We start from the raw sequence: 24683 nt of genomic DNA, 5'->3' as shown, positions 1-24683 counted from the left end.
ACGAGTAATTCATGAGCCTCATCGATCTATCCGAAGTGAAGCCCGGTTCCCACGTCACGTTGCATTACCGGCTGGCATTGGCCGACGGCGCCGATATCGTCAACACCTTCACCGACAAGCCGGCCACGCTGCTGCTCGGCGCGGGGCAACTGGCGCCGTCGCTGGAACAGATTCTGATCGGCCTCAGGGTCGGCGACCATTCGACTTTTCAGCTAACGCCCGAACAGGCGTTCGGCCCCCGTAATCCCGACATGCTCCAGCGCGTGACGCTGTCGACGCTGCGCGAGAACGGGATGGTCGGCGACGATTTCACGCCGGGCGAACTGATCGAGTTCAACGCGCCGGACGGTGGCCGATATGCGGGGGTGCTGAAGGAAGTCAGCGAAACCTCGGCACTGTTCGACTTCAATCATCCGCTCGCGGGCCAAGCGCTCACGTTCGAAGTGAAAATCATCGGAATCCTGTAATCATGAGCACCACCGATACGCTGTCCGGGCAGACCGTCGCCGCCGATGCCGAAATCCTGCTGGCCCAGCCGCGCGGTTTCTGCGCGGGCGTCGACCGCGCGATCGAGATCGTCGAGCGCGCCATCGCGATGCACGGTGCGCCGATCTACGTTCGTCACGAGATCGTCCACAACAAGTACGTGGTCGAGGATCTGAAGAAGAAAGGCGCGATCTTCGTCGAGGAACTCGAGGAAGTGCCGGCCGGCAATACCGTGATCTTCAGTGCGCACGGCGTGTCGAAGGCCGTGCGCGACGAGGCCGACGTGCGCGGGTTGCGCATTTACGACGCAACCTGCCCGCTCGTCACGAAGGTGCACGTCGAAGTGGCGAAGATGCGCCAGGACGGCGTCGACATCGTCATGATCGGGCACAAGGGCCATCCGGAAGTCGAAGGCACGATGGGGCAGGTCGAGCGCGGCATGCATCTCGTCGAGAGCGTCGAGGACGTGCAGAAGCTCGAGCTCGCCGATCCCGAGCGCATCGCGCTCGTCACGCAGACCACGCTGTCCGTCGACGACGCAGCCGAGATCATCGGCGCGTTGAAGGCCAAGTACCCGAAGATCCGCGAGCCGAAGAAGCAGGACATCTGCTACGCGACGCAGAACCGCCAGGACGCGGTGAAGTTCATGGCGCCGCAGTGCGATGTCGTGATCGTCGTCGGCAGCCCGAACAGCTCGAATTCGAGCCGCCTGCGCGAAGTGGCCGAGAAGCGCGGCGTCGACGCGTACATGGTCGATGCGCCCGACCAGATCGATCCGGCATGGGTCGCAGGCAAGCGTCGCATCGGCGTGACAGCCGGCGCGTCGGCGCCCGAGGTGCTCGCCCAGGCCGTGATCGCGCGACTGCGCGAGCTCGGCGTGCGCAATGTGCGCGCGCTCGACGGCATCGAGGAAAACGTGTCGTTTCCGCTGCCGCGCGGGTTGAACCTGCCGCCCGCTGCCTGATTGACGCATCGCACCTGCGGAACACCGAAGCGCGCCTTACGGCGCGCTTTTTTTTGCCTGTCGAAATTGCAATCGCAACCATTATTCGGATTAATGGTGCAACCGGGTTGCTCTGAACGCTTCCAAGCGTCTCTCAAAATTGGTTGCAATGCAGGAAAACCCCATCGAATCAGGATTATTGGCGTCCTATAAATGGAGTTACAATGCGCCCGTTTTCAGGCCTGAATGGCTTTGAAATCGGATTTTGGCAAGGCGCGGGAGACCACTCAATGCACGTGAAGTTGGCTTACGCCGTGTCCGTCGCCGCACCGGTTGCAATGCTTGCCGGCTGCAGCAAAAAGAGCGACGACGGGGCGGGGAGGGAGGCTGCGGTGTTCGCGGCACCGCCGGCCAGCGGCGTGCGCGTCGCCGGAACCGGTCGTGCGGCATCGTTCGCGTGCCGCATCGCGCAATTGGGCAAGGACAAGGAAAACGGGGCACGTTTGGCGATCGAGGAAATCAACGCGCTTGGCCTGGCGAACGGCCAGGCAGCGGGCACGCAGGTTGCAGCACCGCAAGCCGCCGGTCGTGGCGTGACAGCGACCGTGCGCGCCGATCGACGCAGGCCGGCCAGGGTGCCCGGCGATGCGGGCAGCGTGCCGATGTCGCCAGTCCCCTTTCAATTCGATTCGACGAAACAGCGCGTTGCCGCGAGCAATGGTGTCGCGGCGCGCGGCCTGGTTCGTACGATGGATTCCGACGCAGTCCTGACGAATGTCGGGCGCGGCGTTCGCGATGCCTTGCGAGGTCGCGCGGCACGGAATCCGATCTGCCCGGGTGCGGGGCTTGCCTCGCGCCGGACAGGAAAAGGCACGGATGCCGGGCAACCGGACGATGGCCGTCTCGGCATGCTGCCCTACGACTTCAAGGAGGCCACGAACACCGTCCTCGATGTCGTGACGATTTAGCGACGGGACTCATGACGGCACCGGAACAGTGCGGTGCCGTTTTTGTATCCGCTCCGGCGGCAGGTCCGGCCGTACAGGCCGGGCGGCGCGCGCCGGGACGATCCACCCTTACCGGTATCGACTAGTACCCGCAGTGTCGCCGAGAAGGCGCGATTCCTCGCTTACCCGCGGGGCGCAACGTCCTCCGGCAGCACGGGCCAAGGAGCTTTAAATGGATATTTTCGTCCAGCAGGTTCTCAACGGGCTGGTGCTCGGCAGTGTCTACGCCATCATCGCGTTGGGCTACACGATGGTGTACGGCATTCTCGGCATCATCAACTTCGCGCATGGCGACGTGCTGATGATCGGCGCGATGGTCGCCCTGTCGGCCATCACCGTGCTGCAGAACCATTTCCCCGGACTCGGCAACGTCGCGACGCTGACGATCGGCCTGGGCATCGCCGCGGTCGTCTGTGCGTTCGTCGGATTCACGATCGAACGGGTCGCATACCGGCCGCTGCGTCGCGCACCGCGCCTCGCCCCGCTGATCACCGCGATCGGCGTGTCGATCCTGCTGCAGACCGCCGCGATGATCATCTGGTCGCGCAACCCGCTGCCGTTCCCGCAATTGCTGCCGACCGATCCGATCAACGTGATCAAGGCAACCGACACGACGCCCGGCGCCGTGATCTCGGTGACTGAAATCGTGATCATCGCGGTGGCGTTCATCGTGATGGCCGGCCTGCTGCTGCTCGTGCACAAGACCAAGCTCGGCCGTGCGATGCGCGCGATCGCCGAAAGCCCGAACACCGCGAGCCTGATGGGCGTGAACCCGAACTTCGTGATCTCCGCGACGTTCATGATCGGCTCCGCGCTCGCCGCGCTGGCCGGCGTGATGATCGCATCCGAATACGGCAACGTGCACTTCTACATGGGCTTCATCCCCGGCATGAAGGCATTCACGGCCGCGGTGCTGGGCGGGATCGGCAACCTCGGCGGTGCGATGGTCGGCGGCGTGCTGCTCGGCCTGATCGAACAGCTCGGGGCCGGCTACATCGGCAACCTCACGGGCGGCGTATTCGGCAGTAACTACCAGGACGTGTTCGCCTTCATCGTGCTGATCATCGTGCTGGTGTTCCGTCCGTCCGGCCTGCTGGGCGAACGTGTCGCGGATCGCGCGTAACGGAAGGGAGCAAACAACATGACATCCATTCAACCGATCGAATCCTCGACGTCGCTCGTCGAAGAGCGCAACACCACCAAGACCATCATCATCGGTGTCCTGACCGCGGTCTTCGTGATCGCGGCGCCGATCATCATCGGCTCGGCCGGCGGCAACTACTGGGTCCGTGTGCTCGACTTCGCGATGCTGTACGTGATGCTCGCGCTGGGTCTTAACGTGGTGGTCGGCTTCGCCGGCCTGCTCGACCTGGGCTACATCGCGTTCTACGCGGTGGGCGCGTACACGGCGGCGTTGTTGAGCTCGCCGCACCTGAGCTCGCAATTCGAGTGGATCGCGGCGCTGGCGCCGAACGGATTGCATTTTCCGTTCTTCGTCATCGTGCCGATCGCGATGGCACTGGCGGCGACCTTCGGGATCCTGCTCGGCGCGCCGACGTTGCGCCTGCGCGGCGACTACCTGGCGATCGTGACGCTCGGCTTCGGTGAAATCGTCCGGATCTTCATGAACAACCTCGACCGTCCGGTGAACATCACCAACGGCCCGAAGGGGATCACGGGCATCGATCCGGTGCACATCGGCGACTTCAGCCTCGCGCAGACCCATTCGCTGTTCGGGATCCAGCTGCCGTCGGTCTACATGTATTACTACCTGTTCGTGCTGTGCTCGCTGCTGGTGATTTGGGTGTGTACGCGCCTGCAGCACTCGCGTATCGGCCGCGCATGGGCGGCGATCCGCGAAGACGAAATCGCGGCGAAGGCGATGGGCATCAACACCCGTAACGTGAAGCTGCTCGCATTCGCGATGGGCGCGTCGTTCGGCGGCCTGTCGGGTGCGATGTTCGGTTCGTTCCAGGGCTTCGTGTCGCCGGAATCGTTCACGTTCTGGGAGTCGATCGTCGTGCTCGCCTGCGTGGTGCTCGGCGGCATGGGCCACATCCCGGGCGTGATCCTGGGTGCGGTGCTGCTCGCGATCTTCCCGGAATTCCTGCGCTCGACGATGAGCCCGCTGCAGCACGCGATCTTCGGCCATGACGTCGTCGATACCGAAGTGATCCGTCAGGCGCTGTACGGCCTCGCGATGGTGGTCATCATGCTGTACCGCTCGGAAGGCCTGTGGCCCGCACCGAAGCATGAGGACAAGATCGCGAAACTGGCGAAGCGCAACAGCAAGAAGCCGGTTCGTGCTTAATCGACGGACACAGGGGATATACACATGAGCGACAAACAAATCCGACTGTCCGTCAAAGGCGTGAACAAGCGCTTCGGTGGCCTGCAGGCGCTGTCCGACGTCGGCCTCGAGATCAAGGAAGGCGAGATCTACGGCCTGATCGGCCCGAACGGAGCCGGCAAGACGACGTTCTTCAACGTGATCACGGGCCTGTACACGCCGGACTCCGGCGAATTCAAGCTCGACGGCACGGAATACAAGCCGACCGCGGTGCATCAGGTCGCGAAGACGGGTATCGCGCGCACGTTCCAGAACATCCGCCTGTTCGGCGGGATGACGGCCCTCGAGAACGTGATGGTGGGCCGCCACGTGCGCACCAAGCACGGGCTGCTCGGCGCGGTGTTCCAGACGCCGGCCGAACGCCAGGAAGAGCGCGAGATCAAGGAACGCGCGATCGAGCTGCTCGAATACGTTGGCGTGCTGCAGTACGCGGACTACACGTCGCGCAACCTGTCGTACGGCCACCAGCGCCGTCTCGAGATCGCGCGCGCACTGGCCACCGACCCGAAGCTGCTCGCGCTCGACGAGCCGGCGGCCGGGATGAACGCGACCGAGAAGGTCGAACTCACGCGCCTGCTCGACAAGATCCGCTCGGACGGCCGCACGATTCTCCTGATCGAGCACGACGTGAAGCTCGTGATGGGGCTGTGCAACCGGATGACGGTGCTCGATTACGGCAAGGTGATCGCCGAGGGTCTGCCGCAGGACGTGCAGAAGAATCCGAAGGTGATTGAGGCATATCTCGGCGCAGGGGTGCACTGATGGCAGCGGCAATGTTGAAAATCAAGGGCTTGCAGGTCAACTATGGCGGCATCCAGGCCGTCAAGGGCGTTGACATGGAAGTTCGTCAGGGCGAGCTCGTGACGCTGATCGGCGCGAACGGCGCAGGCAAGACCACGACGATGAAGGCGATCACGGGTCTCAAGGCGTATTCGGCAGGCGACATCGAGTACGACGGCAAGTCGATCAAGGGCATGCCGACACACGAGCTGCTCAAGCGCGGCCTCGCGATGGTGCCGGAAGGCCGCGGGATCTTCGCGCGGATGTCGATCATCGAGAACATGCAGATGGGCGCGTACCTGCGCAACGACACCGAGCAGATCAAGAAGGACGTCGACCGCATGTTCGGCTTCTTCCCGCGCCTGAAGGAGCGGGCGACGCAACTCGCGGGCACGCTGTCGGGCGGCGAGCAGCAGATGCTGGCGATGTCGCGCGCGATCCTCTCGAAGCCGAAGCTGCTGCTGCTCGACGAGCCGTCGATGGGCCTGTCGCCGATCATGGTCGAGAAGATCTTCGAAGTGGTGCGTGAAATCTCGAAGGAGGGCATCACGGTGCTGCTCGTCGAGCAGAACGCGCGCCTCGCGCTGCAGGCGGCCGACCGCGGCTACGTGATGGATTCGGGCACGGTCACGATGGAAGGCGATGCGAAGCAGATGCTCGACGATCCGAAGGTGCGTGCCGCGTACCTGGGTGAATGAGTGAGTGAATGAGCGGGCCCGGCGGCGCGCGACGGCAGATGCCGGGCGCGTCGCACACGGGCTTTCGAAAGGCTGTCACGGGATGCCGTGACAGCCTTTTTTTTCGTGTGATGCGATTCCGGTCGAACTTGTGCGGGCGGGCGCGACTCCATTCGACTGTTGCGCCGCGCATGCGGCGCGGGAACGAGGAGGGCGGTTGCTGGTTGCTGGTTGCCGGTCGCCCGCAGCTGGTCGCCCGCAAACCGACACACGGGCCCTGTAGCATCGGCGGCCCATCGGCACACGGAGAACACGCATGAGTCTGGACTACGGTTTCGTGAAGGCGAAGGTGACATCGGTGGCGAAGCTGAAGGGCTCGCCGCACGGCAGCGAGATCCAGTATCACATTCACCTGACGCTGGCGTTGCCCGGAGGCGACTGGGACGTCGCGATCAACGTCGGCACCAACGACGCGGACGACCTGCTGAACTACAAGCTCGTCTACGATTTCCACCACCCGATCACGCAGACGCTTGCAGCCGCGGCCGAAGGCTATACGGACCTGACGGGGCAGGCCGCGCTGCCCGCGCTAGACTACATGCGCAGCGACATCCTGAACGACACGGGCACATGGCGCCCGAGCGCCGTGATGGACGGCACGGAGAATCAGGAGCCGATCCCGTCGCTGCTGCGGCTGGTGAACGCCGCGCAGTCGCAGGGGCTCGACGTCGTCGTGTTCGGCCGCTCGTATACCGAAGGCAACGGCATCCACGACACGCACATGAACCAGGGGTCGACCGGCTCGAACTACCTGCATCGCGCCGGCGACGACCACAACGACCACAACGACATCTGGCAGGACGGTGCGCTGATCGTGCGCGTGAGCGACACGCAGTGGGCCGCGTATTTCGCCGCGTTCGAGCAGCAGGCCGTGCCGACCGACGCGCTCGGCAATCCGCTGCCGGGCGCGGGGCCGATCACGCGTTGAGATCGCGGGCTGCCGGCCTTCGCGTCATGCGGCCGGCAGCGTCTTGCCGAACGAGATGCGTTCCTCGACGCGATAGCCGAGCGCCGCGTAGAAGCGGCACGCATCGTCGTTGCCGGGCAGCACCTGCAGGTTGATCTTCAGGCAGCCGCGCGCGGCGAGCGCGCGTTCCGCATGCGCGATCAATGCGCGGCCGATGCCGAGCCGCCGCGCGTCGTTCGATACGCCGAACGAGTAGAGCCAGCCGCGATGTCCGTCGAAACCCGCCATCAGCGTGCCGACCACGCGTGCGCCGCTGGTCGCGACGAAGAACAGTTCCGGCTGCGTCGCGAGCTTCAGTTCGATCGATCGCAGCGGATTGCGGTGCGGCGGCGCGTCCGAGTCGTCGTACTGCGGGAACGCGTCGCGCCATACCGTGAGCACGGCATCGGTGTCGGCGCGTTCGAACGGGCGGATTGCAACAGCATCGGCGGCGGCATCCATCGCGGCGGTCTCCTTAGAGCGTGTCGAGAATCGACCGCAGCATCGCCATCATCTGGTCGATTTCTTCGGTCGTCACGTTCAGTGCGGGCATGAAGCGCAGCAGGTTCGGCCGCGCGGCGTTCAGCAGCAGGCCATCGGGTTGCATGTCGCGCGCCTTCTCGACGATCTGCGGGCCGATGTCCTTGCCCAGCAGCAGCGCGCGCAGCAGGCCTTCGCCGCGTTCGCCTTCGAAGCCGCGCTCTTCCGACAGCTCGAGCAGCTTGCGCTTCAGGTATTCGCTGCGCGCACGCACGCCTTCGAGGAAGCCCGGCGCGACAAGCTGCGAGATCACCGAATAGCCGACCGCGGTCATCAGCGGGTTGCCGTTGTACGTGCCGCCCTGGTCGCCGGCCTCGAACACCGCGAACTCGGCCTTCGACAGCAGCGCGCCGAGCGGGGCGCCGCCGCCGATGCCTTTCGCGAGCGTCATGACGTCCGGCTCGATGCCGGACAGCTCGTACGCGAACAGCGTGCCCGCACGGCCGCAGCCGCTTTGCACTTCGTCGACGATCAGCAGCAGGTTGTGCTGCTTCGTCAGCGCGCGCAGCGCCTGCATGAATTCACGCGTGGCCGGAATCACGCCGCCTTCACCCTGGATCGGCTCGAGCATCACCGCGACGGTCTTGTCGGTGATCAGCTTCTCGACGGAGTTGATGTCGTTCAGCTCGGCCTTCGGGAAGCCCGGCACCTGCGGCGCGTAGATCGTGTCCCAGCCCGGCTTGCCGCTGGCCGACATCGTCGCGAGCGTGCGGCCGTGGAAGCTGTGGTCGAACGTGATGATCTCGTACGCGCCGTTCTTGAACTTGCGGCCCCACTTGCGCGCGAGCTTGATCGCGCCTTCGTTCGCTTCCGCGCCGCTGTTCGTGAAGAACACCTTGTCGAACACGCTGTGCTGCGTGAGCAGGCCGGCAAGCTTCGCCATCGGTTCGTTGTAGAACGCGGGCGACGGGTTCAGCAGCTTTTCCGCCTGCGTCTTCAGCGCTTCGACGATGCCTTCGTTGCAATGGCCGAGGCTGTTGACGGCCCAGCCCTGGATGAAGTCCAGATAGCGCTTGCCCGTGTGATCGTAGAGCCACGAACCCTTGCCGTGCGTAAACACGATGTCGGGGCGGTTCGTGATGTACATCAGCGAGTCGATCGGGTAATCGTTCAGGGGCATGGCAGCAGACTCCAGCGGACGTTGAAAGGGAAACAGGCAATAAAAAAGCCACGGAAGGCCGTGGCTGGTGGGTCGAACAGCTTGTGCGTAACCGGTGAAGCAGTGTGGGGGTTACGCGCGAGTCCGTGACGAGCCTGCGGCATCCGGGCGGAGCGGCGAGCGGCGACGTCGAAGGGCGGACAGGAAGCAGTTCATGTGCGCAAGCATAAGGCATCCCGCGCCTCACTGTAAACCGCCGCGATGCCACGGATGTGACATCGCGGGGCGCAGTGCGGTACGCGGGTGCGCAGGCGTTAGACCGGATGCGCGAGATCGGCGGCGCTCGTGAACGAGTCCGCGTAGAACTCGTCGGCGGGCAGTGCGTGGTGCTGCGTGAAGTCGCGCTGTGCGGATTCGACCATCACCGGCGCGCCGCATGCATACACCTGGTGGCCCGACAGATCGGGCAGGTCCTCGATCACCGCACGATGGACGAAACCGGTGCGGCCCGTCCACTGGTCGCCGGCGTCCGGCTCGGAGAGCACCGGCACGTACTTGAAGTTCGGGATCTCGCGCGCCCATTGTTCGGCGAGCTCGCCGAGATAGATGTCCTTCTTGCGGCGCGCGCCCCAGTAGAGCGTCATCGGGCGCGTGATGCCCGTGTGCTTCACGTGCTCGATGATCGCCTTGATCGGCGCGAAGCCCGTGCCCGATGCGAGCAGCACGATCGGCTTGTCGGAATCTTCACGCAGGAAGAATGTGCCGAGCGGGCCTTCGAAGCGCAGGATGTCGCGCTCCTTCATCGCACCGAACACGTGGTCGGTGAACTTGCCGCCCGGCATGTGGCGGATGTGCAGCTCAACCGGGCCTTCCTCGTGCGGCGCGTTCGCCATCGAGTAGCTGCGGCGCGAGCCGTCCTTCAGGATGAACTCGACGTACTGGCCCGCGAGATACTGCAGGCGTTCGTTGGCGGGCAACTGGAGCTTCACGACCATCACGTCGTCGGCCTTGCGCTCGAGTGCGGCGATCCGGCACGGCAGCTTCTTGACCTGCACGCCGTCGACGCCGGCGATTTCACGCACGTCGATTTCGAGATCGCACTGCGCCTTCGAGCAGCACAGCAGCGCGAGGCCGCGCGTGCGTTCGTCGTTGGACAGTGCCGACGCGGCGTGCGGGCCCTGTTCGATCTGGCCCGACACGATCTGGCCCTTGCAGGAGCCGCACGCGCCGTTCTTGCAGCCGTACGGCAGATGGACGTTCTGGCGCAGCGCAGCCGCCAGCACGGTTTCGTCCGACTCGACCTGGAATTGCCGGCCGCTTTGCTTGAGAGTGACGTTGAATGCCATAGAACCAAACTAGAACAAAATGTGGGGACCGTGCATGTCGAGCACGGCAGCTACAATGCAAACCCGTTGCGCGTCGCGCAGCGGTGGCTACTGATTTCGCAACCAACATGATCGCGACTCGAATCCTGCGCCGGCCGCGCGCACTGATCGTCGGCTGCGGCGACGTCGGCATGCGCTGCGTCGCGCAATGGCGCGACACGCGCCGCAACCTGCGGATCTTCGCGCTGACGAGCCATCCGGCCCGCCGCGACGAACTGCGCGCCGCAGGCGCGACGCCGATCGTCGGCGACCTCGATCGCCGGGCGACGCTCGGCCGCCTCGCGGGCCTGGCCCGCACGATCCTGCATCTCGCGCCGCCGCAGTCCGATGGCCGCGACGACCGGCGCACGCGTGCGCTCATCGCCGCAACGACCGTGCCTGCACGACGTCCACCGGTGCCGCCGGCACCGGCGGTCGGCCGGCTCCGAACGCTGCGCACCGCGATCCGACAGGCCGGCGCGCCCATTCGGGCAGCGCGTATTGTACCCGACGGCCTTCGTGCGCCGAGGCTCGTCTACGCCAGTACGACGGGCGTTTACGGCGACTGCGGCGGTGCGCGCATCGACGAAACGCACCCGCTGCGTCCCGCGAATCCACGCGCGTTCCGGCGCGTGTCGGCCGAGCGGCAGCTGCGTGCGGCGACGGTGCGCGGCGTGCTGTCCGCGCGCATCGTGCGCATTCCGGGCATCTACGCGGCGAACCGCCTGCCGATCGCACGGCTCGAGCGCGGCACGCCGGCGCTCGAACCGGCCGACGACGTCTACACGAACCACATCCACGCGGACGATCTCGCCGTGATCCTGCGCCGCACGGCCGAGCGCGGCAAGCCGGCGCGCGCCGTGCACGCGTCGGACGACAGCGAACTGCGGATGGGGGAGTATTTCGACCGGGTCGCGCAGGTGCTCGGCCTGCCGAGGCCGCCACGCGTCAGCCGCGCGGACGCCGAGCGTCAGCTCGAACCGACACTGCTGTCGTTCATGCGCGAGTCGCGGCGCCTGTCCAACGCACGGCTCAAGGCCGAATTGTGCGTGACGTTGCGCTATCCGACCGTAGATGATTTCCTTCAAACGCTCGCGCCGGGCAGCGCATCAGGTGAGCGCCGGTAGCGCCTCGATCAGCAGGAAGCACAGCAGCGCGCCGATCAGCGCGCCAATCAGGTTCGGATGATATTTGTGCTTCATGTGCATCGCGGCCAGCAGCCCGCCGATCACGATGACACCGATGACCGCGAACGCGATCATTACGTACGACAGTTCAAAAGTATGGTTGTTCATGATGCCTCCCCCTACGTCGCTGTTCTCTTACAGCTTGTGATTTCAGTATAGCGGGGGAACATGCGGCCGAGATGCGGCTGGACGTCGAACGGTCGTGCGGATTTTCCCTTACAGGGTTTCGACGGGATTGCGCAGTGCTGAAAGGTCGGCGTCATCGAGCCAGCGCCACGCACCCGGTGCGAGATCGCCCGGCAGTGTGAAGCCGCCGATGCTTTCGCGATGCAGCGCTTCGACGCGATTGCTCGCCGCCGCGACCATGCGCTTGACCTGGTGATACTTGCCTTCGAGGACGGTCAGCGCGAGCGCGTGCGTGTCGCGCGCGTCGGCGGCGACCGCCGCGATCGGCTTCGGCTCGCCGTGGAGCTGCACGCCGGTGCGCAGCGTGTTCAACTGCGTGTCGTCGAGCGGGTGGCGCACGGTCGCCACGTAGGTCTTCGGTACCTTGCGCTTCGGCGACGTGTACGCGTGCACGAACTGGCCGTCGTCGGACAGCAGCAGCAAGCCCGTCGTGTCCTGGTCGAGACGTCCGACGCACTGCACGCCGCGCGCGACGAGCGGTGCGGGCAGCAGGCTGAACACGCTCGCGTGGTGTTGCGGATCGCGCGAACACTCGTAGCCGGCCGGCTTGTTGAGCGCGAGATATGCATGCGCGTGGAACGGCCACGCCGTATCGTCGACCGAGAACACGAGGCCGTCGGTATCGAACGTGGCGTCGGGGTCGGTCGCGCTGGCGCCCGCCACGGTGACGCGGCCTGCTTCGATCAGGCCGCGGCACTGGCGGCGCGAGCCGAAGCCCTGGGTGTAGAGAATGCTTTCGAGATCCATAGCGCGCGCATTCTATCAAGCGATGGCGCGCGACCGGCATGAACGTGCATGCGCTGGTAAGCTGCCGGTACGCCGCGCGGGGCGCGGCGCCCGTTCATTCTTCACGGAAAGCCCATGTCTTTTGCTTCGTTCCCGTTCGGCCGCAAGGCCGCTGCCGTCGTCGTGGCCGCCACCGTCTCGTCGGCCGCGTTCGCGCACGCGCACCTTGCGAAGAGCGATCCGGCGGCGGGCGCGGCGGTGGCTGCCGCACCGGCCGCCGTCACGATCGACTTCACCGAGCCGCTGGAGCCGGCGTTCAGCTCGATCGTCGTCGTCGACGGCGACGGCAAGACGGTGTCGGACGGCCGTGCGCGCATCGACGCGTCGAACCGCAAGCAGATGACGGTGCCGCTCACGGCGGTCGGCACTGGTGCCTATACGGTGAAATGGGTGGCCGTCGCGACCGACGGGCACCGCACGCAGGGCGCGTACGGCTTCAGCGTGAAGTGACGCAACGGCGGCGGCAGGCCCGTGCCAGGGTTGCCGTCGCCCTCATCCGACAGGGAGTTTCCCGCATGAACCCGACGACGCTCGACGCACTCGCCGATTTCCCCCGTCAGCTCGAAGCGCATTTCGCGGCCGTACCCGATGGCTACGCGCGCTGGACGCCCGACGACTGGGCCGGGATCCCGAGCGAGCATTTCTCGCCGCTCGGGCAGCTCTGCCACGTGCGCGACATCGAGATCGACGGTTATCACGTGCGGCTGCGGCGGATGCTCGACGAAGACCGGCCGCTGCTCGTGTCGATCGATGGCGACGCGCTCGCGATCGAGCGTCGCTACAACGATGCGTATGCGTCCGACGTGCTCGCGGCGATCCGCGAAGCGCGGCGCGAGACGCTCGACCTCGTGTCGCGCCTCACGCCCGAACAGTTCGCGCGCACCGGGGCGTTCGACGGCTACGGTTCGCTGACCGTGCGCGGGCTCGTTCACTACCTGTGCAGCCACGACCAGCAGCATCTGGCCGGCATGCAGTGGCTGCTCGGCAAGATCGACGCGACGCTGTACGCGCACTGAGCCGGCCGGCATTCGCGCAATCAATCGAGCGCAGATTCCGGCGCGGTTGTCGGTACGGCAGGCTGCACTGCCGCGCTTCGATTGGATCGTTTTTCTGGATAATCCATCCAGCCGCGACTGGCTGACCGGTGCGTCGCGCGTGCCTACACTCCAAGCTTCGTTCAACGAGAAAAGGAGTCAACCGTGGCAACTCATACGCTCGCAGACAAGGTCGTCCTGATCGCAGGCGGCGCAAAGAATCTCGGCGGCCTGATCGCGCGGGATCTGGCGAGCCACGGCGCGAAGGCCGTGGCGATTCATTACAACAGTGCCGCATCGCAGGCGCAGGCCGAGGAAACGGCTGCCGCGGTGCGTGCCGCCGGCGCGGAAGCGGCAACGTTCCAGGGCGACCTGACGACGGCCGCCGCGGTCGAGAAGCTGTTCGACGACGCGAAGCAGCACTTCGGTAAGATCGATATCGCGATCAACACGGTCGGCAAGGTGCTGAAGAAGCCGTTCACCGAGATCAGCGAGGCCGAGTACGACGAGATGTTCGCGGTGAACAGCAAGTCGGCGTTCTTCTTCATCAAGGAAGCGGGGCGGCACCTCGAGGATCACGGCAAGCTCGTCACGCTCGTGACGTCGCTGCTCGGCGCGTTCACGCCGTTCTATGCGGCGTACGAAGGGTCGAAGGCGCCGGTCGAGCATTTCACGCGCGCGGCGTCGAAGGAATACGGCGCGCGCGGGATCTCGGTGACGGCCGTCGGTCCGGGCCCGATGGACACGCCGTTCTTCTACCCGGCCGAAGGCGCCGATGCGGTCGCTTATCACAAGACGGCGGCCGCGCTGTCGCCGTTCAGCAAGACGGGCCTGACCGACATCGAGGACGTCGTGCCGTTCATCCGCCATCTCGTCACCGACGGCTGGTGGATCACGGGCCAGACGATCCTGATCAACGGCGGCTATACGACCAAGTAACCGACCCGGCAACGGGCCGCGCGGGCGCACCGCAATGGCGCGTTTGCGTGGACAATGGACGGGCGCGTGGCCTCGCGGCTGCGTGCCCGTTTTCTCTGTGCCGCCGGACCTCGCCGCGATGCGTGACGGCTGGCGGCGGCGTTCGTCCGAACCTGGGTTCTCTGCCGATGGACAAGCTGGATCAGGTCAGAATCTTCCTGCAGGTTGCCGAGATGGGCAGCTTCATCAAGGCCGCCCATGCGCTCGACGTGCCGCGCGCGACCGTGTCGGCGGCCGTGCAGCAGCTCGAGACGGGGCTCGGCACACGCCTCCTGCACCGCACGACACGCCAGGTGCAGCTGACCGCCGATGGCACGCTGCTGCTCGAACGCGGCCGGCGCCTGCTGTCGGAGGCCGACGAACTCGACCGCCTGTTCCGCGGCCGCGACCGCGACGTGATCGGCCGGCTGACCGTCGATGTGCCGAGCCGGATCGCGCGCCGCATGGTGGCGCCCGCGCTGCCGTCGCTGTTTCACCGTTACCCGAAGCTGCAACTGTCGCTCGGCTCGACCGATCGTTCGATCGACCTGGTACAGGAGGGCGTCGACTGCGCGATTCGCGTGGGGCGGCTCGCGGAAAGCAGCCTCGTCGTGCGGCCGCTCGGGCAGTTCACGCTGATCAACTGCGCGAGCCCCGACTACCTGCGCGAATGCGGCGTGCCCGAGCATCCGGATGCGCTTGCGCACGGACACTGGGCGATCGGCTATGTGTCGCCGACGACCGGGCGCGAACTCGACTGGGAATATTGTGCGGACGGGGAGCGGCACACACTCGGGCTGCCGAGCCGCGTGATCGTCAACAACGCCGAAACCTATATCGCCAGCTGCATCGCCGGAATGGGGCTGATCCAGATTCCGCGCTTCGACGTCCAACATCTGCTCGACAGCGGCGCACTGGTCGACGTGATGCCCGACCACCGTGCCGCACCGATGGACGTGTCGGCCGTCTATCCGCATCGGCGCCATCGTTCGCGCCGGCTCAATGCGTTCATCGAATGGTTCGGGGAACTGATGGCGAACGCGCTGACGAGCGGCGGGGAGGGCGCGGGCGCGGAGGGCGACTGACCGGCACGGCCGGTTGCCGTCACGCGCCGTCGTGCGTGTTTCAGTCGGGCAGCGCCGCGAACTGCCGGCTGCGCCCGGTTTCCCGCACCGCATCGATCAATGCCGCGCCGGCGCCGTCCGGTTTCGCGGCGAATGCGTAAAAGCGCGCGGCCGGCAGCGCCGGCAGACCGTCCTGCGGCCCGCATTCGCGCAGGCCGTCGCGCAGCTGGCTGCGCGCCAACGCGGTGACCGCGAAGCCCGCGAGCGCGGCCGACACGCAGCCGGCCATGCTGCTGCTCTCGAACAGCACGCGGAACGACCGCAGTGCAGCGGCAAGTGCCGCGACGGCGGCTTCCCGATAGACGCATGGCTGCGGAAACAGCGCGAGCGGCACGTCGTCGCCGGCGTCGAGCGCGCGATCCGACGCGAACGCCCACACGAGCGGTTCTTCCCACAGCAGTTCGCCCGGGGTGTCGACCTGCCGGCACTGCTTGCCGAACACGACGTCGAGCCGGCCGAGCGTCTGCTCGCGCAGCAGCGACGCGGTGATGCCGACCTTCAGCTCGATCGACGTGCGCGGGTGACGGTCGCGAAACGTGCGCAGCACCTGCGGCAGCCACGCGCCCGCGAAATCCTCCGACGCGCCGACCCGTAGCGGCCCGTGCGCCGGCGCGCCGCGCAGCCTCGCGCGCACTTCGCGCTCCATGTCGACGATGTTGCGCGCGTACGCGTACAGCGTGTCGCCGGCTGGCGTAAGCGCGATGCGGCGGGTCGTGCGCGCGAGCAGCACCGTGCCGGCCGCCTGTTCGAGCCGCTTGATGTGGCCGCTGACGGCGGACGGCGTCAGCGCGAGCCGTTCCGCGGCCGGCGCGAACCCGCGGCTGTCGACGACTTCGAGGAAGGTGCGCAGCAGCGTGATGTCGAGCGAGGTCGATGCGGGATCGGTCAGCGGGTCCATGGATCAATTCAACGCAATACTCGAAGAATGAACAATGATACTCCGTGAATCGTGATGAAAGGCCGGCCTACCATCGTGCACTCGGATCGACCCAACGGAGTGCACGATGACGACCTATGCGCATGCGACGACCGCGTCGCTCGACATTGCCTATCTCGAATGGAACCCGCGCGGTGAGCGCGTGGCCGTGCTGCTGCACGGTTGGCCGGATAGCCCGGTTGGCTGGGACGCCGTGGCGGCCGCGCTCGCCGCGCGCGGCTACCGCGTGCTCGCGCCCGCGCTGCGCGGCTTTGCGCCGACCCGCTTTCGCGACGCGTCCGTGCCGCGTAGCGGCCAGCTTGCGGCGCTCGGGCGCGACCTGCTCGACTTCGTCGATGCGCTTGGCATCGAGCGGCCCGTGCTGGTCGGGCACGACTGGGGCGCCCGGGCGGTCGCGAACGCGTGCGGGCTGCGCGACGGCGTCGCATCGCATCTCGTGATGCTGTCGGTGGGGTACGGCACCAACGATCCAGGGCAGCCGCTGTCGCTGCTGCAGGCGCGCAATTATTGGTATCACTGGTTCATGGCGACGCCGCGCGGCGAGCAGGCGTTGCGCGACGATCGCCGCGCGTTTGCCCGCTTGATGTGGGACACGTGGTCGCCGCCGGGTTGGTATCGCGACAGCGATTTCGAGGCGGCCGCCACCGCGTTCGACGGGCCGGACTGGACCGACGTCGTACTGCATTCGTACCGGCATCGGTGGGGATTCACCCCGGGCACGCCGGCCGGTGCCGACGACGATGCGCGGCTGAATCCCGCGCCGGTGCTGGCGCTGCCGACGCTGGTGCTGCACGGCGGCGCGGACACCTGCAATCATCCGGACAGTTCGGCCGGGCGCGAGCGGTTCTTTGCGGGGCGCTACGCGCGGCAGGTGCTGGACGGCGTCGGCCACTTTCCGCAGCGCGAGGCGCCCGCGGCGGTCGCCGACGCGATCCTCGGATTCTGCGCGTAAGGCTGATGCGCGCCGGCGTGGCCGGCGCACGGTGGATCAGCCGCCGACGCGGGCCGCGAGCAGGTCGGCGAGGCCGATGTTCCTGAACATCTCGCGGCGGATGCGATCGCCGACGCGGAACACTTCCTCCGCGCCGTCCTGCGACGGATCGACGAACACGCGGTACGGGCGCTTGCCGGCGGGGGCGGCGACGATGTCGGCGATCGCGGTCGCGACGGTGCCGGCATCGGCGTCCGCCGGTTCGAGCGCGGCGAGGCCTTGAAGCGCCTGCTCGGCGACGCCCGCATAGGGGCCGTCGACGTAGGCAGCCTGAACGGCCGCGTCGGCCGGCTTGCCTGCGTGGGCAAAGTGATTCGTGCCCTGGGTGAAGGCGCCCGGCACGACGATCGACGTCTCGATCCCCCAGCGGGCGAGTTCGGCCGCATAGGACACCGCGAGCGAATCCATCGCGGCCTTCGCGGCGAAGTAGGGGGCGAGGAACGGCGGCGTACCGCCGCGCGCGGACGACGACGACACCCACACGAGCAGGCCGCGGCCCTGGCGGCGCAGGTGCGGCAGCGCCGCGCGGTTCACGCGCTGGGTCGACACGACGTTGATGTCGTAGAGCTGGGCGATCTGCTCGGCCGTGAACGCTTCGGCCGGGCCGAACACCATGTGGCCGGCGTTGTGGACGATGACGTCGAGGCGGCCGTTGTCCGCGATCACGCGATCGATGGCGGCGCCGACGGACGCGTCGTCGCCGACGTCGAGTTCGACGGTGCGCAGGTCGACGCCGTGTTCCTGCGCGTAGGCGGCGATGGCGGCGACGCGCGGCGCGTTGCGGCCGGCGCTTTCGCGCATCGACGCGTAGACGGTATGGCCGGCGCGGGCGAGCGCCTGGGCCGACAGCAGGCCGAAGCCGCTGGACGCGCCCGTGACGAGAATGACTTCCTTCATGATCGATCTCCGGTAAGAGGGGGGCGTGACGGGCGGCCGGTCAGCACATGCCGCCGTTGGCGCGCAGGATCTGACCGTTGACCCACGCGCCGTCGGGGCCGGCGAGGAACGCGACGACGCTGGCGATGTCGGCCGGCTGGCCGAGCCGCTCCAGCGGGTTCATCTTCGCCATCCGGTCGACGAGTTCGGCGCTCTTGCCTTGCAGGAACAGCTCGGTCGCCACCGGGCCCGGTGCGACGGCGTTCACGCTGATGCCGCGACCGCGCATCTCCTGCGCGAGCACCTGCGTCATGCCCTCGACAGCGGCCTTGGTCGCGATGTACACGCCGTAGGTCGGCAGGCGCATGCCGATCACGCTCGAGGTCAGGTTGACGATGCGGCCGCCGTCGCGCACGCGCTTCGCTGCCTCGCGGCTGACGTTGAACGCGCCCTTCAGGTTGATTGCGACGGTCTGGTCGAACGCTGCGTCGTCGAACTCGGCGAGGGGCGCGAGCTTCATCACGCCCGCACTGTTGACGACGACGTCGATCCGGCCGAATGCCTGCTCGGCCGCGTCGAACAGCGCGGCCACCGCCACCGGGTCGGCGACGTCCGCCTGCACCGCGACGGCCGTGCCGCCGTCGGTGACGATCGCGTCGACCACTTCCCGGGCCGGGCCGGCGCCGCCGGCATAGTTCACGACGACCCTGAAACCGTCACGGGCGAGACGGCGGGCGATTTCCGCGCCGATGCCGCGCGACGAGCCCGTCACGAGGGCGACCTGTTCCGATGTGCTCATGTCCTGCTCCTTGATTCGTGAGTGCCGTGTGATCCGGCGACAGGACTAATGTAGGCTTCCTCAGTCAATAAAAATAATGAATAATGATCAGATCAAGAATGACTAAAAGTATGTCTCATGGCATTCGACAGCAGGCTTTTGAGCGGCATCGGCGTGCTCTCGGCGGTGATCGAGGCCGGCACCTTCGCGCGCGCCGGTGAGGCGATGGGGCTGACGCAGCCGGCGGTGAGCCGTGCCGTCGCCCGGCTGGAAGAGCGCGTCGGCATCCGGATCTTCAACCGCACGGCGCGCGCGATCACGCTGACCGACGAAGGGCGGCGCTTCTATGAAGCGGTCGCGCCGCTGCTGGCCGGCATCGAAGATGCGGCGATCGACGCCGGCCAGTCGAAGGCGCGTGTCAGGGGGCGGCTGCGCGTCAACGTCGACGCGACCTTCGGCCACTACGTGCTGGCGCCGAAGATGGCGGAGTTTCTCGACCGCTTTCCCGACCTGTCGGTCGAAATCAGCGTGCGCGACCGGATGGGCGATCTCGTCGCCGACGGGTTCGACGTGGCGGTGCGGTTCGGTATTCCGGAGCCGTCGTCATACCGTGCGCGGCTGCTGCTGGAAACGCGCGTGCTCACTTGCGCGTCGGCGGCCTATGTCGCGCGTCACGGCGAACCGCGGCACCCGCGGGATCTTGCGGACGGGCATCGTTGCGTGCTGATCCGCGATCCAGTGACGGGGCGGCCGTTCGAATGGGAATTCCATCGCGGCAAGGAGGTGGTGCCGTTCGATGCCGCCGGCCGGCTGATGGTCAACGACACGGGCATGCTGCTCGGCGCGTGCCTGGGTGGCGCGGGGATCGCGCAGTTGCTGGAGCTCTATGCGCGCGACATCCTCGCCGACGGGCGGCTGATGCTGCTGCTGCCGGAGTGGGCGGACGAGAAGTTTCCGCTTTACGCGTATCACCACGCGTCCAATCTCGTTTCGGCGAAGGTACGCGTGTTTCTCGACTTCGTTCGGGCGTTGATGGCCTGAGCCTGAGCTGAGTTGACGTGCCGACGACGGCTTTCCCGCGCGTTCATTCGGTGCGATGCGGAATATTGTCCGGGAACGGGTAGGGCGCGTGCGGGCCCGGCCAGTCCGGCACCGGCGGCGCGGTCAGTACGTCGCATCCGGCCACCATGAGCGACAGCACCGCGGCGAGCACGCGGCGGCAGAGCGGAGATCGAATCGTGCGCATTGACATGGCATGCCTCCGTGCCGCGCATCCTCATGATGCTTGGACTGTTGCGCGGGGGCATGCGTTGCGCGTGGGTTCGGCAAAAACAAAAAATCTGCGAAGCAGCGAGCTTGCGCGGGTTTCGGGAGGCGCAGTGCATCACGCTGCGAGAATGCTGGAGTCAGGGCCCGAACGAAATAACCTTGCTAATTCCTTGATAATTAGGGAGTTCGTGATGTGCCGGTAACGCTGATACTCCTGTCTGTACCCCTACGGCTAGTCGGTTGCTCGAACGCATCCAGTACATGTGAATAATGCGGTTGGCATTGATCGGAAAATACTTTTGTGTCTAAAAAGATTGGTTCAAAAATCGGGTTATGTGTCGCGGGACTTTTTTAATATTTCCAAATCCCGTGTGACATTATTGACGACTGCTCGCCAATCGCCGCGTTGAATTTGTCTATATATCTTTAGCTTATGTGGATACCAGATTGATGTCTCTGAAAATCCGGTCCATCTCCAGTCTGTTCGGATAGCTGAAAGCAACATCCAGCACGGCACGCCAAGTGCGCCGCAGAGGTGCGCCATCGACGTGTCAACCGTAATTACCAAATCAAGTTGCGTTACAATTGCTGCGGTATCGCCAAAATCCTCTATTTCTTCTCCGAGATCACGTAAAGGCTGTTTTTCACGGAGGCGTGTTATTTCTTCTCTGGCAGTCCCTCTTTGGAGGCTGATATAGCTAATTCCTTTGATCTCCCATAAAGGTGCCAGTGTTGAGAGGCTCGGCAAGGATCGAAAAGCGTCGGATTCGTGATGTGGAGAACCCCTCCAAACCAAACCAATCTGCATGGTGTCCCTTGGGACTATTTTCTTCCATTTGCCGATTGATTTTTTTGGAGCGAAGATATAGGGAATCGTATTCGGTACGGCGTCGGATGTCGCACTGATCAAATGTGGAAGGCTGAAAATGGAAATCCAGAAATCATAATGCCTTCGCTTGATGGCCTTCGTCGGTGTGGTTACGTCGTCGGCGCCGGAAACTGATCTAAAGAGCGTGCGTAACTCGGGGCTGCAAGCCAGAGTGATATGCGCTGCACCGAGTTTTTTCACGGCTGCGATATATCTAACCATTTGAATTTGATCGCCAAATCCTTGTTCTGGAATAATCAACAATGATTTGTGTTGCAATGCCTCCCCATGCCACCTTTTAATTTTTGTCGAAATGAGGTTGTGTATAAATTCGTCGGAGATTCGACGATGCCGCCATTCTACGCACTCCCAGCCCTCCTTCCATCGACCGGTTTCAATTAGTAGTGCGCCAAGATTGATGTGATGAAGCGGTTCATCAGGGCATATTGCGATGGCATTGCGATAAGCTTGCTCAGCTTCATCGTAGCGACGTAATTCTCTAAAGATGACTCCGAGATTGGAGCTTGCAAAGTGATGGCGCGGATTGTTCTCTATTGCAAGTTTGTAAAAATATTCCGCCTCCTCCAATCGATCAAGTTGATGTAGCGCCATGCCAAGATTGTGAGCAAGTCCGGAGTCTGTAGGTCGATCGATCATTGCGGATCTACATAATTCTATGGCATCCGGGAATTTTCCAAAGTCTATAAAGCATTCGATCAAATTATCTTGAACATCTTTTCGATGGTTGTCGATCGACAGCGCTGTTCTGAAAAATTTTTCGGCGCTATCTGGTTGACGCATCTTCTTCCAGTACAGCGTTCCTAAGTTGTTGTGAGAGTCGATCCAGGTGGGTTGAATATCGATGGCCGTTTTCCAATATCTTTCGGCATCTTTGACGTTGTCGGTGGCATAACAGCACGCGCCGGCAAAATTCAAGACAAAAGCATTGTGCGGTTCTGATTTTAGTAAATTCCTGGCGATGTGATAGGCGTCGGAGAATTTTTGCTCGTGATATAAGAGTGTGGCTAGTTCGAGGGTGTCTGGGTGAGGTGGGTGCATGGGTTTCAATGCGTTGGGTTGCCAAGTGGTCGGACGCAATTTCATCTCTCGCGATTCGCAACAGCAATTGTGATGTGCGTGATTTTTATTCGGCAGCGAATTTTTAGATGAATAGGTGTTTCTTATCAGCGATTTGCGACCTCATCAGACATTATCGGAACGCAACACCTCCAATGTTCTCGGGCCCGTCAGGTTGTGGGCCACTACCGTTAGCATATGATCGACTTTTCCAGTCCTTGTACCATGGCTTGCCGAAGCGGGCCAGAAGGGCATGAACTACTGACTATCGTTCCGCCGCCTGTGAGTCGCGAACCAGCCCGTCAGAACGTGCGCGGCGACAGCACGCCATATCGGTCAGCGCGGGATAGCGCTTTTGAGCGTCCAAAGGAAGTAACCTTTCTCGTCTCGAAGCTCCCCACGCTCTTTAAGATGAGCAACCGGCGCGGACCCATTCCGCTTCGGGCAAACAGTAGCCGAAGTCACGGCCGAGTATGGCGAAAAGCCTCGGTACATTAAGTGGTCGGCACTGGCGTATGAGGTCGGCGTCGGTACCATTCATGAAGCCGCCCATCGGGTCATGTCAGGGGACGCCGCTCATGCAACGCTGGAGTCGTTGAATCGGCACGTACAAGCCAAAGACGGCGGAGTTGTGCACCAGCTCATCTTCAACCCCTCGGACGAAGGCTTGGGACAGGCGTTCCGCGCGGGGCTGGCTTCGATGGTGAAGTTCTTGGACGTGGCTGTGGCCAAGACGGGGGCAGGCCCGTTCGAGGAGGACCTCCGGAACCTTGTTCTCGAACTGCGCGTGTACTGCGAGTCGATCTGACGCGAAGGGTCAAAGAAAAAGCCCCGGTCATTGCTGACACGGGGCTCTTGTTTGGCACACCTTTTGGCACATCAAGGTGTCTACTGCTTCAGTCATTTGTGGTCTTTTTGATGAAGACCGAACGCAAGTCTTTGATCTGCTTACGTCTTTCATGCTGGTGCCCAGGGCCGGAATCGAACCGGCACGCCTTGCGGCGGGGGATTTTGAGTCCCCTGCGTCTACCAATTTCACCACCTGGGCTTGATCCTGGCCGCGCATGCGATTGTGCGCGGCGAAACGCGGATTATGTCCGAAATCCCGGCGCCGGGCAAGCTGCCCGGTTGCCGCCCGCGCGCGTCACTGGCTCAGGTAGACGAACCGGCCCTGTTTGACGATCCCCATCACGCTCGCACGCTGGTCGAGTCCCACGTGATCCTTGTCGCTGGTGTTGACGACGCCGTTCGGCACGACGAGCTCGTGCGCGCGTTCCAGCTCGCGCCGCAGCGCCGCGCGGAACGCGGGCGTGCCGGGCTGCGCGGCCTTCAGCGCGCGGCCGACCGCGTCGGCGAGGCGCGGGTAGACACCGGCCGCGTCGCCCGCGAACTGCGTGACCGTGCCGGCGCCGTACTTCGCTTCGTACGCGTCGACGAACGCGAGCGCGGCCTTGCGGGCCGGGTGATCGGCCGGCAGCGTGCGCGCGACGACCACCGGCTGGGTCGGGAACAGCGTCCCGTCGACGTCCTTGCCACCGAGCTTGATGAATTCCGGCGTCGCGATCCCGTGCGTCTGGTAGATCGAGCCCTTGTAGCCGCGTTCGATCAGCGTGCGTTGCGGCAGTACGGCCGGCGTGCCGGAGCCCGCGATCAGGATCGCGTCGGGCTTCGCCGCGATCAGCTTCAGCGCCTGGCCCGTGACGCTCGCATCGGTGCGGTTGAAGCGCTCGGTCGCGACCACGCGGATCTTGCGCAGGTCCGCGAAGCGCGTGAACTCGTTCAGCCAGCTGTCGCCGTAGCTGTCCGCGAAGCCGATGAAGCCGACCGTCTTCACGCCGTGGTTCGCCACATAGCGCGTCATCACGTCGGCCATCGCGCTGTCGCTCTGCGCCATCTTGAACGCCCAGGTCCGCGCGCCTTCCTGCGGCTCGACGATCGCGCCGGAGCCGACCAGCGTGATCATCGGCGTCTGCCCGGCGGCCACCGCATCGAGCGCCGCGAGCGCGGCCGGCGTGATGTTCGGCCCGACCACGACGTCGACGTGATCCTCGTCCACCAGCTTGCGGATGTTGCGCACCGCGGTGCCCGGGTCGGATGCGTCGTCGAGCACCGTCACCTGGACGGGCTGCCCGGCGATCGTCTTCGGCCACATCAGGATCGCGTTCTTGCTCGTGATGCCGATCGCGGCGGCCGGGCCGGTCGACGACAGGTCGACGCCGACCTTCAGGTCGGCATGCGCGGTGGCGCAGGCCAGTACGAGGGCGCCGGCGGCGGCGCGGCGCAACAGGGCGGGAAGCGTCATGCGGAATTCTCCGTCGGACAGCAAAAAGGGGCGCGATGTGCGCCCCCGTGTTTATACAC

Annotated in this window: 27 protein-coding genes and 1 tRNA gene; 16 read left to right on the top strand and 12 right to left on the bottom strand. The window is 64.9% G+C overall.

Going from position 1 to position 24683, the window contains the following annotated elements:
- Window positions 1–11: 11 nt before the first annotated feature.
- From BCEP18194_RS19345 to BCEP18194_RS19310, 8 genes are all read left to right on the top strand, one after another.
- On the top strand, window positions 12–467 hold the full coding sequence (locus tag BCEP18194_RS19345) for an FKBP-type peptidyl-prolyl cis-trans isomerase (RefSeq protein WP_011352950.1): 456 nt from the start codon (window positions 12–14) through the stop codon (window positions 465–467).
- 2 nt (window positions 468–469) lie between these two features.
- Window positions 470–1450, top strand: a complete 981-nt coding sequence (ispH, locus tag BCEP18194_RS19340) for a 4-hydroxy-3-methylbut-2-enyl diphosphate reductase (RefSeq protein WP_011352949.1) — start codon at window positions 470–472, stop codon at window positions 1448–1450.
- A 203-nt stretch (window positions 1451–1653) separates the two neighbouring features.
- Window positions 1654–2397, top strand: a complete 744-nt coding sequence (locus BCEP18194_RS19335; protein ID WP_011352948.1) for an amino acid-binding protein — start codon at window positions 1654–1656, stop codon at window positions 2395–2397.
- A 211-nt stretch (window positions 2398–2608) separates the two neighbouring features.
- A complete protein-coding gene (locus BCEP18194_RS19330; RefSeq protein WP_011352947.1) occupies window positions 2609–3559 on the top strand; it encodes a branched-chain amino acid ABC transporter permease in 951 nt (316 codons plus the stop codon).
- A gap of 18 nt (window positions 3560–3577) precedes the next feature.
- Complete coding sequence (locus BCEP18194_RS19325; protein ID WP_011352946.1) at window positions 3578–4747, top strand: ABC transporter permease subunit; 1170 nt, start codon at window positions 3578–3580, stop codon at window positions 4745–4747.
- A 24-nt stretch (window positions 4748–4771) separates the two neighbouring features.
- On the top strand, window positions 4772–5548 hold the full coding sequence (locus BCEP18194_RS19320; protein ID WP_011352945.1) for an ABC transporter ATP-binding protein: 777 nt from the start codon (window positions 4772–4774) through the stop codon (window positions 5546–5548).
- Window positions 5548–6264: an ABC transporter ATP-binding protein gene (locus tag BCEP18194_RS19315; RefSeq protein ID WP_011352944.1), complete on the top strand. Its 717-nt coding sequence runs from the start codon at window positions 5548–5550 to the stop codon at window positions 6262–6264. The genes BCEP18194_RS19320 and BCEP18194_RS19315 overlap by 1 nt, the downstream gene beginning before the upstream one ends.
- A gap of 295 nt (window positions 6265–6559) precedes the next feature.
- On the top strand, window positions 6560–7231 hold the full coding sequence (locus BCEP18194_RS19310; protein ID WP_011352943.1) for a DUF2278 family protein: 672 nt from the start codon (window positions 6560–6562) through the stop codon (window positions 7229–7231).
- 24 nt (window positions 7232–7255) lie between these two features.
- On the opposite strand, the gene BCEP18194_RS19305 is transcribed toward BCEP18194_RS19310, so the two are convergent.
- The 3 genes from BCEP18194_RS19305 to BCEP18194_RS19295 all read right to left on the bottom strand — a co-directional run bounded on the left by BCEP18194_RS19305 (window position 7256) and on the right by BCEP18194_RS19295 (window position 10234).
- Window positions 7256–7711, bottom strand: coding sequence for a GNAT family acetyltransferase (locus tag BCEP18194_RS19305; protein WP_011352942.1), 456 nt, complete (start codon window positions 7709–7711; stop codon window positions 7256–7258).
- 13 nt (window positions 7712–7724) lie between these two features.
- A complete protein-coding gene (locus BCEP18194_RS19300) occupies window positions 7725–8909 on the bottom strand; it encodes an acetylornithine transaminase (protein ID WP_011352941.1) in 1185 nt (394 codons plus the stop codon).
- 293 nt (window positions 8910–9202) lie between these two features.
- Window positions 9203–10234 (bottom strand): CDP-6-deoxy-delta-3,4-glucoseen reductase, encoded by a 1032-nt coding sequence (locus BCEP18194_RS19295; protein WP_011352940.1) that lies wholly within the window; start codon window positions 10232–10234, stop codon window positions 9203–9205.
- Window positions 10235–10341: 107 nt separating this feature from the next.
- Here BCEP18194_RS19295 and BCEP18194_RS19290 point away from each other — a divergent pair, with 107 nt between their 5' ends.
- A complete protein-coding gene (locus BCEP18194_RS19290; RefSeq protein WP_011352939.1) occupies window positions 10342–11379 on the top strand; it encodes an NAD-dependent epimerase/dehydratase family protein in 1038 nt (345 codons plus the stop codon).
- On the opposite strand, the gene BCEP18194_RS19285 is transcribed toward BCEP18194_RS19290, so the two are convergent.
- Entirely contained in the window at window positions 11362–11547 is a 186-nt protein-coding gene (locus BCEP18194_RS19285) for a hypothetical protein (protein ID WP_011352938.1), read from the bottom strand. The genes BCEP18194_RS19290 and BCEP18194_RS19285 overlap by 18 nt on opposite strands.
- Before the next feature lie 108 nt (window positions 11548–11655).
- Window positions 11656–12372: a pseudouridine synthase gene (locus tag BCEP18194_RS19280; RefSeq protein ID WP_011352937.1), complete on the bottom strand. Its 717-nt coding sequence runs from the start codon at window positions 12370–12372 to the stop codon at window positions 11656–11658.
- 114 nt (window positions 12373–12486) lie between these two features.
- Between BCEP18194_RS19280 and copC the strand changes: the two genes are divergently transcribed.
- The 4 genes from copC to BCEP18194_RS19260 all read left to right on the top strand — a co-directional run bounded on the left by copC (window position 12487) and on the right by BCEP18194_RS19260 (window position 15487).
- Window positions 12487–12861, top strand: coding sequence for a copper homeostasis periplasmic binding protein CopC (copC, locus tag BCEP18194_RS19275; protein ID WP_011352936.1), 375 nt, complete (start codon window positions 12487–12489; stop codon window positions 12859–12861).
- A 65-nt stretch (window positions 12862–12926) separates the two neighbouring features.
- On the top strand, window positions 12927–13427 hold the full coding sequence (locus BCEP18194_RS19270; RefSeq protein ID WP_011352935.1) for a DinB family protein: 501 nt from the start codon (window positions 12927–12929) through the stop codon (window positions 13425–13427).
- 183 nt (window positions 13428–13610) lie between these two features.
- A complete protein-coding gene (locus BCEP18194_RS19265) occupies window positions 13611–14384 on the top strand; it encodes an SDR family oxidoreductase (RefSeq protein ID WP_011352934.1) in 774 nt (257 codons plus the stop codon).
- Window positions 14385–14551: 167 nt separating this feature from the next.
- Window positions 14552–15487, top strand: coding sequence for a LysR family transcriptional regulator (locus tag BCEP18194_RS19260; protein ID WP_011352933.1), 936 nt, complete (start codon window positions 14552–14554; stop codon window positions 15485–15487).
- A gap of 40 nt (window positions 15488–15527) precedes the next feature.
- Here BCEP18194_RS19260 and BCEP18194_RS19255 read toward each other — a convergent pair whose 3' ends face one another.
- Window positions 15528–16424: a LysR family transcriptional regulator gene (locus BCEP18194_RS19255; RefSeq protein ID WP_011352932.1), complete on the bottom strand. Its 897-nt coding sequence runs from the start codon at window positions 16422–16424 to the stop codon at window positions 15528–15530.
- 106 nt (window positions 16425–16530) lie between these two features.
- On the opposite strand from BCEP18194_RS19255, the gene BCEP18194_RS19250 reads away from it, so the two are divergent.
- Window positions 16531–17415, top strand: coding sequence for an alpha/beta fold hydrolase (locus tag BCEP18194_RS19250; RefSeq protein WP_011352931.1), 885 nt, complete (start codon window positions 16531–16533; stop codon window positions 17413–17415).
- 36 nt (window positions 17416–17451) lie between these two features.
- On the opposite strand, the gene BCEP18194_RS19245 is transcribed toward BCEP18194_RS19250, so the two are convergent.
- The gene (locus BCEP18194_RS19245) at window positions 17452–18351 is read right to left on the bottom strand and encodes an SDR family oxidoreductase (RefSeq protein WP_011352930.1); all 900 of its coding nucleotides are present in this window, start codon (window positions 18349–18351) and stop codon (window positions 17452–17454) included.
- Window positions 18352–18391: 40 nt separating this feature from the next.
- A complete protein-coding gene (locus tag BCEP18194_RS19240) occupies window positions 18392–19129 on the bottom strand; it encodes an SDR family oxidoreductase (protein ID WP_011352929.1) in 738 nt (245 codons plus the stop codon).
- 117 nt (window positions 19130–19246) lie between these two features.
- Here BCEP18194_RS19240 and BCEP18194_RS19235 point away from each other — a divergent pair, with 117 nt between their 5' ends.
- Window positions 19247–20149 (top strand): LysR family transcriptional regulator, encoded by a 903-nt coding sequence (locus BCEP18194_RS19235; RefSeq protein WP_011352928.1) that lies wholly within the window; start codon window positions 19247–19249, stop codon window positions 20147–20149.
- Window positions 20150–20192: 43 nt separating this feature from the next.
- On the opposite strand, the gene BCEP18194_RS41695 is transcribed toward BCEP18194_RS19235, so the two are convergent.
- Together BCEP18194_RS41695 and BCEP18194_RS39915 are read right to left on the bottom strand one after the other, a co-directional pair.
- On the bottom strand, window positions 20193–20360 hold the full coding sequence (locus tag BCEP18194_RS41695) for a hypothetical protein (RefSeq protein ID WP_167316020.1): 168 nt from the start codon (window positions 20358–20360) through the stop codon (window positions 20193–20195).
- A 348-nt stretch (window positions 20361–20708) separates the two neighbouring features.
- Window positions 20709–22349 (bottom strand): tetratricopeptide repeat protein, encoded by a 1641-nt coding sequence (locus BCEP18194_RS39915; protein ID WP_011352927.1) that lies wholly within the window; start codon window positions 22347–22349, stop codon window positions 20709–20711.
- 532 nt (window positions 22350–22881) lie between these two features.
- Between BCEP18194_RS39915 and BCEP18194_RS19230 the strand changes: the two genes are divergently transcribed.
- Window positions 22882–23130: a hypothetical protein gene (locus BCEP18194_RS19230; RefSeq protein WP_041492929.1), complete on the top strand. Its 249-nt coding sequence runs from the start codon at window positions 22882–22884 to the stop codon at window positions 23128–23130.
- A 155-nt stretch (window positions 23131–23285) separates the two neighbouring features.
- Here the strand turns inward: BCEP18194_RS19230 and BCEP18194_RS19225 are convergent.
- Together BCEP18194_RS19225 and BCEP18194_RS19220 are read right to left on the bottom strand one after the other, a co-directional pair.
- Window positions 23286–23370: transfer RNA gene (locus tag BCEP18194_RS19225), tRNA-Leu, on the bottom strand.
- A 96-nt stretch (window positions 23371–23466) separates the two neighbouring features.
- On the bottom strand, window positions 23467–24624 hold the full coding sequence (locus BCEP18194_RS19220) for an ABC transporter substrate-binding protein (protein ID WP_011352926.1): 1158 nt from the start codon (window positions 24622–24624) through the stop codon (window positions 23467–23469).
- Window positions 24625–24683 lie beyond the last annotated feature (59 nt).

This window comes from Burkholderia lata, assembly GCF_000012945.1.
Classification (GTDB): domain Bacteria; phylum Pseudomonadota; class Gammaproteobacteria; order Burkholderiales; family Burkholderiaceae; genus Burkholderia; species Burkholderia lata.
Note: the sequence above shows the minus strand (reverse complement) of the source record. Positions and strands in the feature narration are given on the sequence as shown.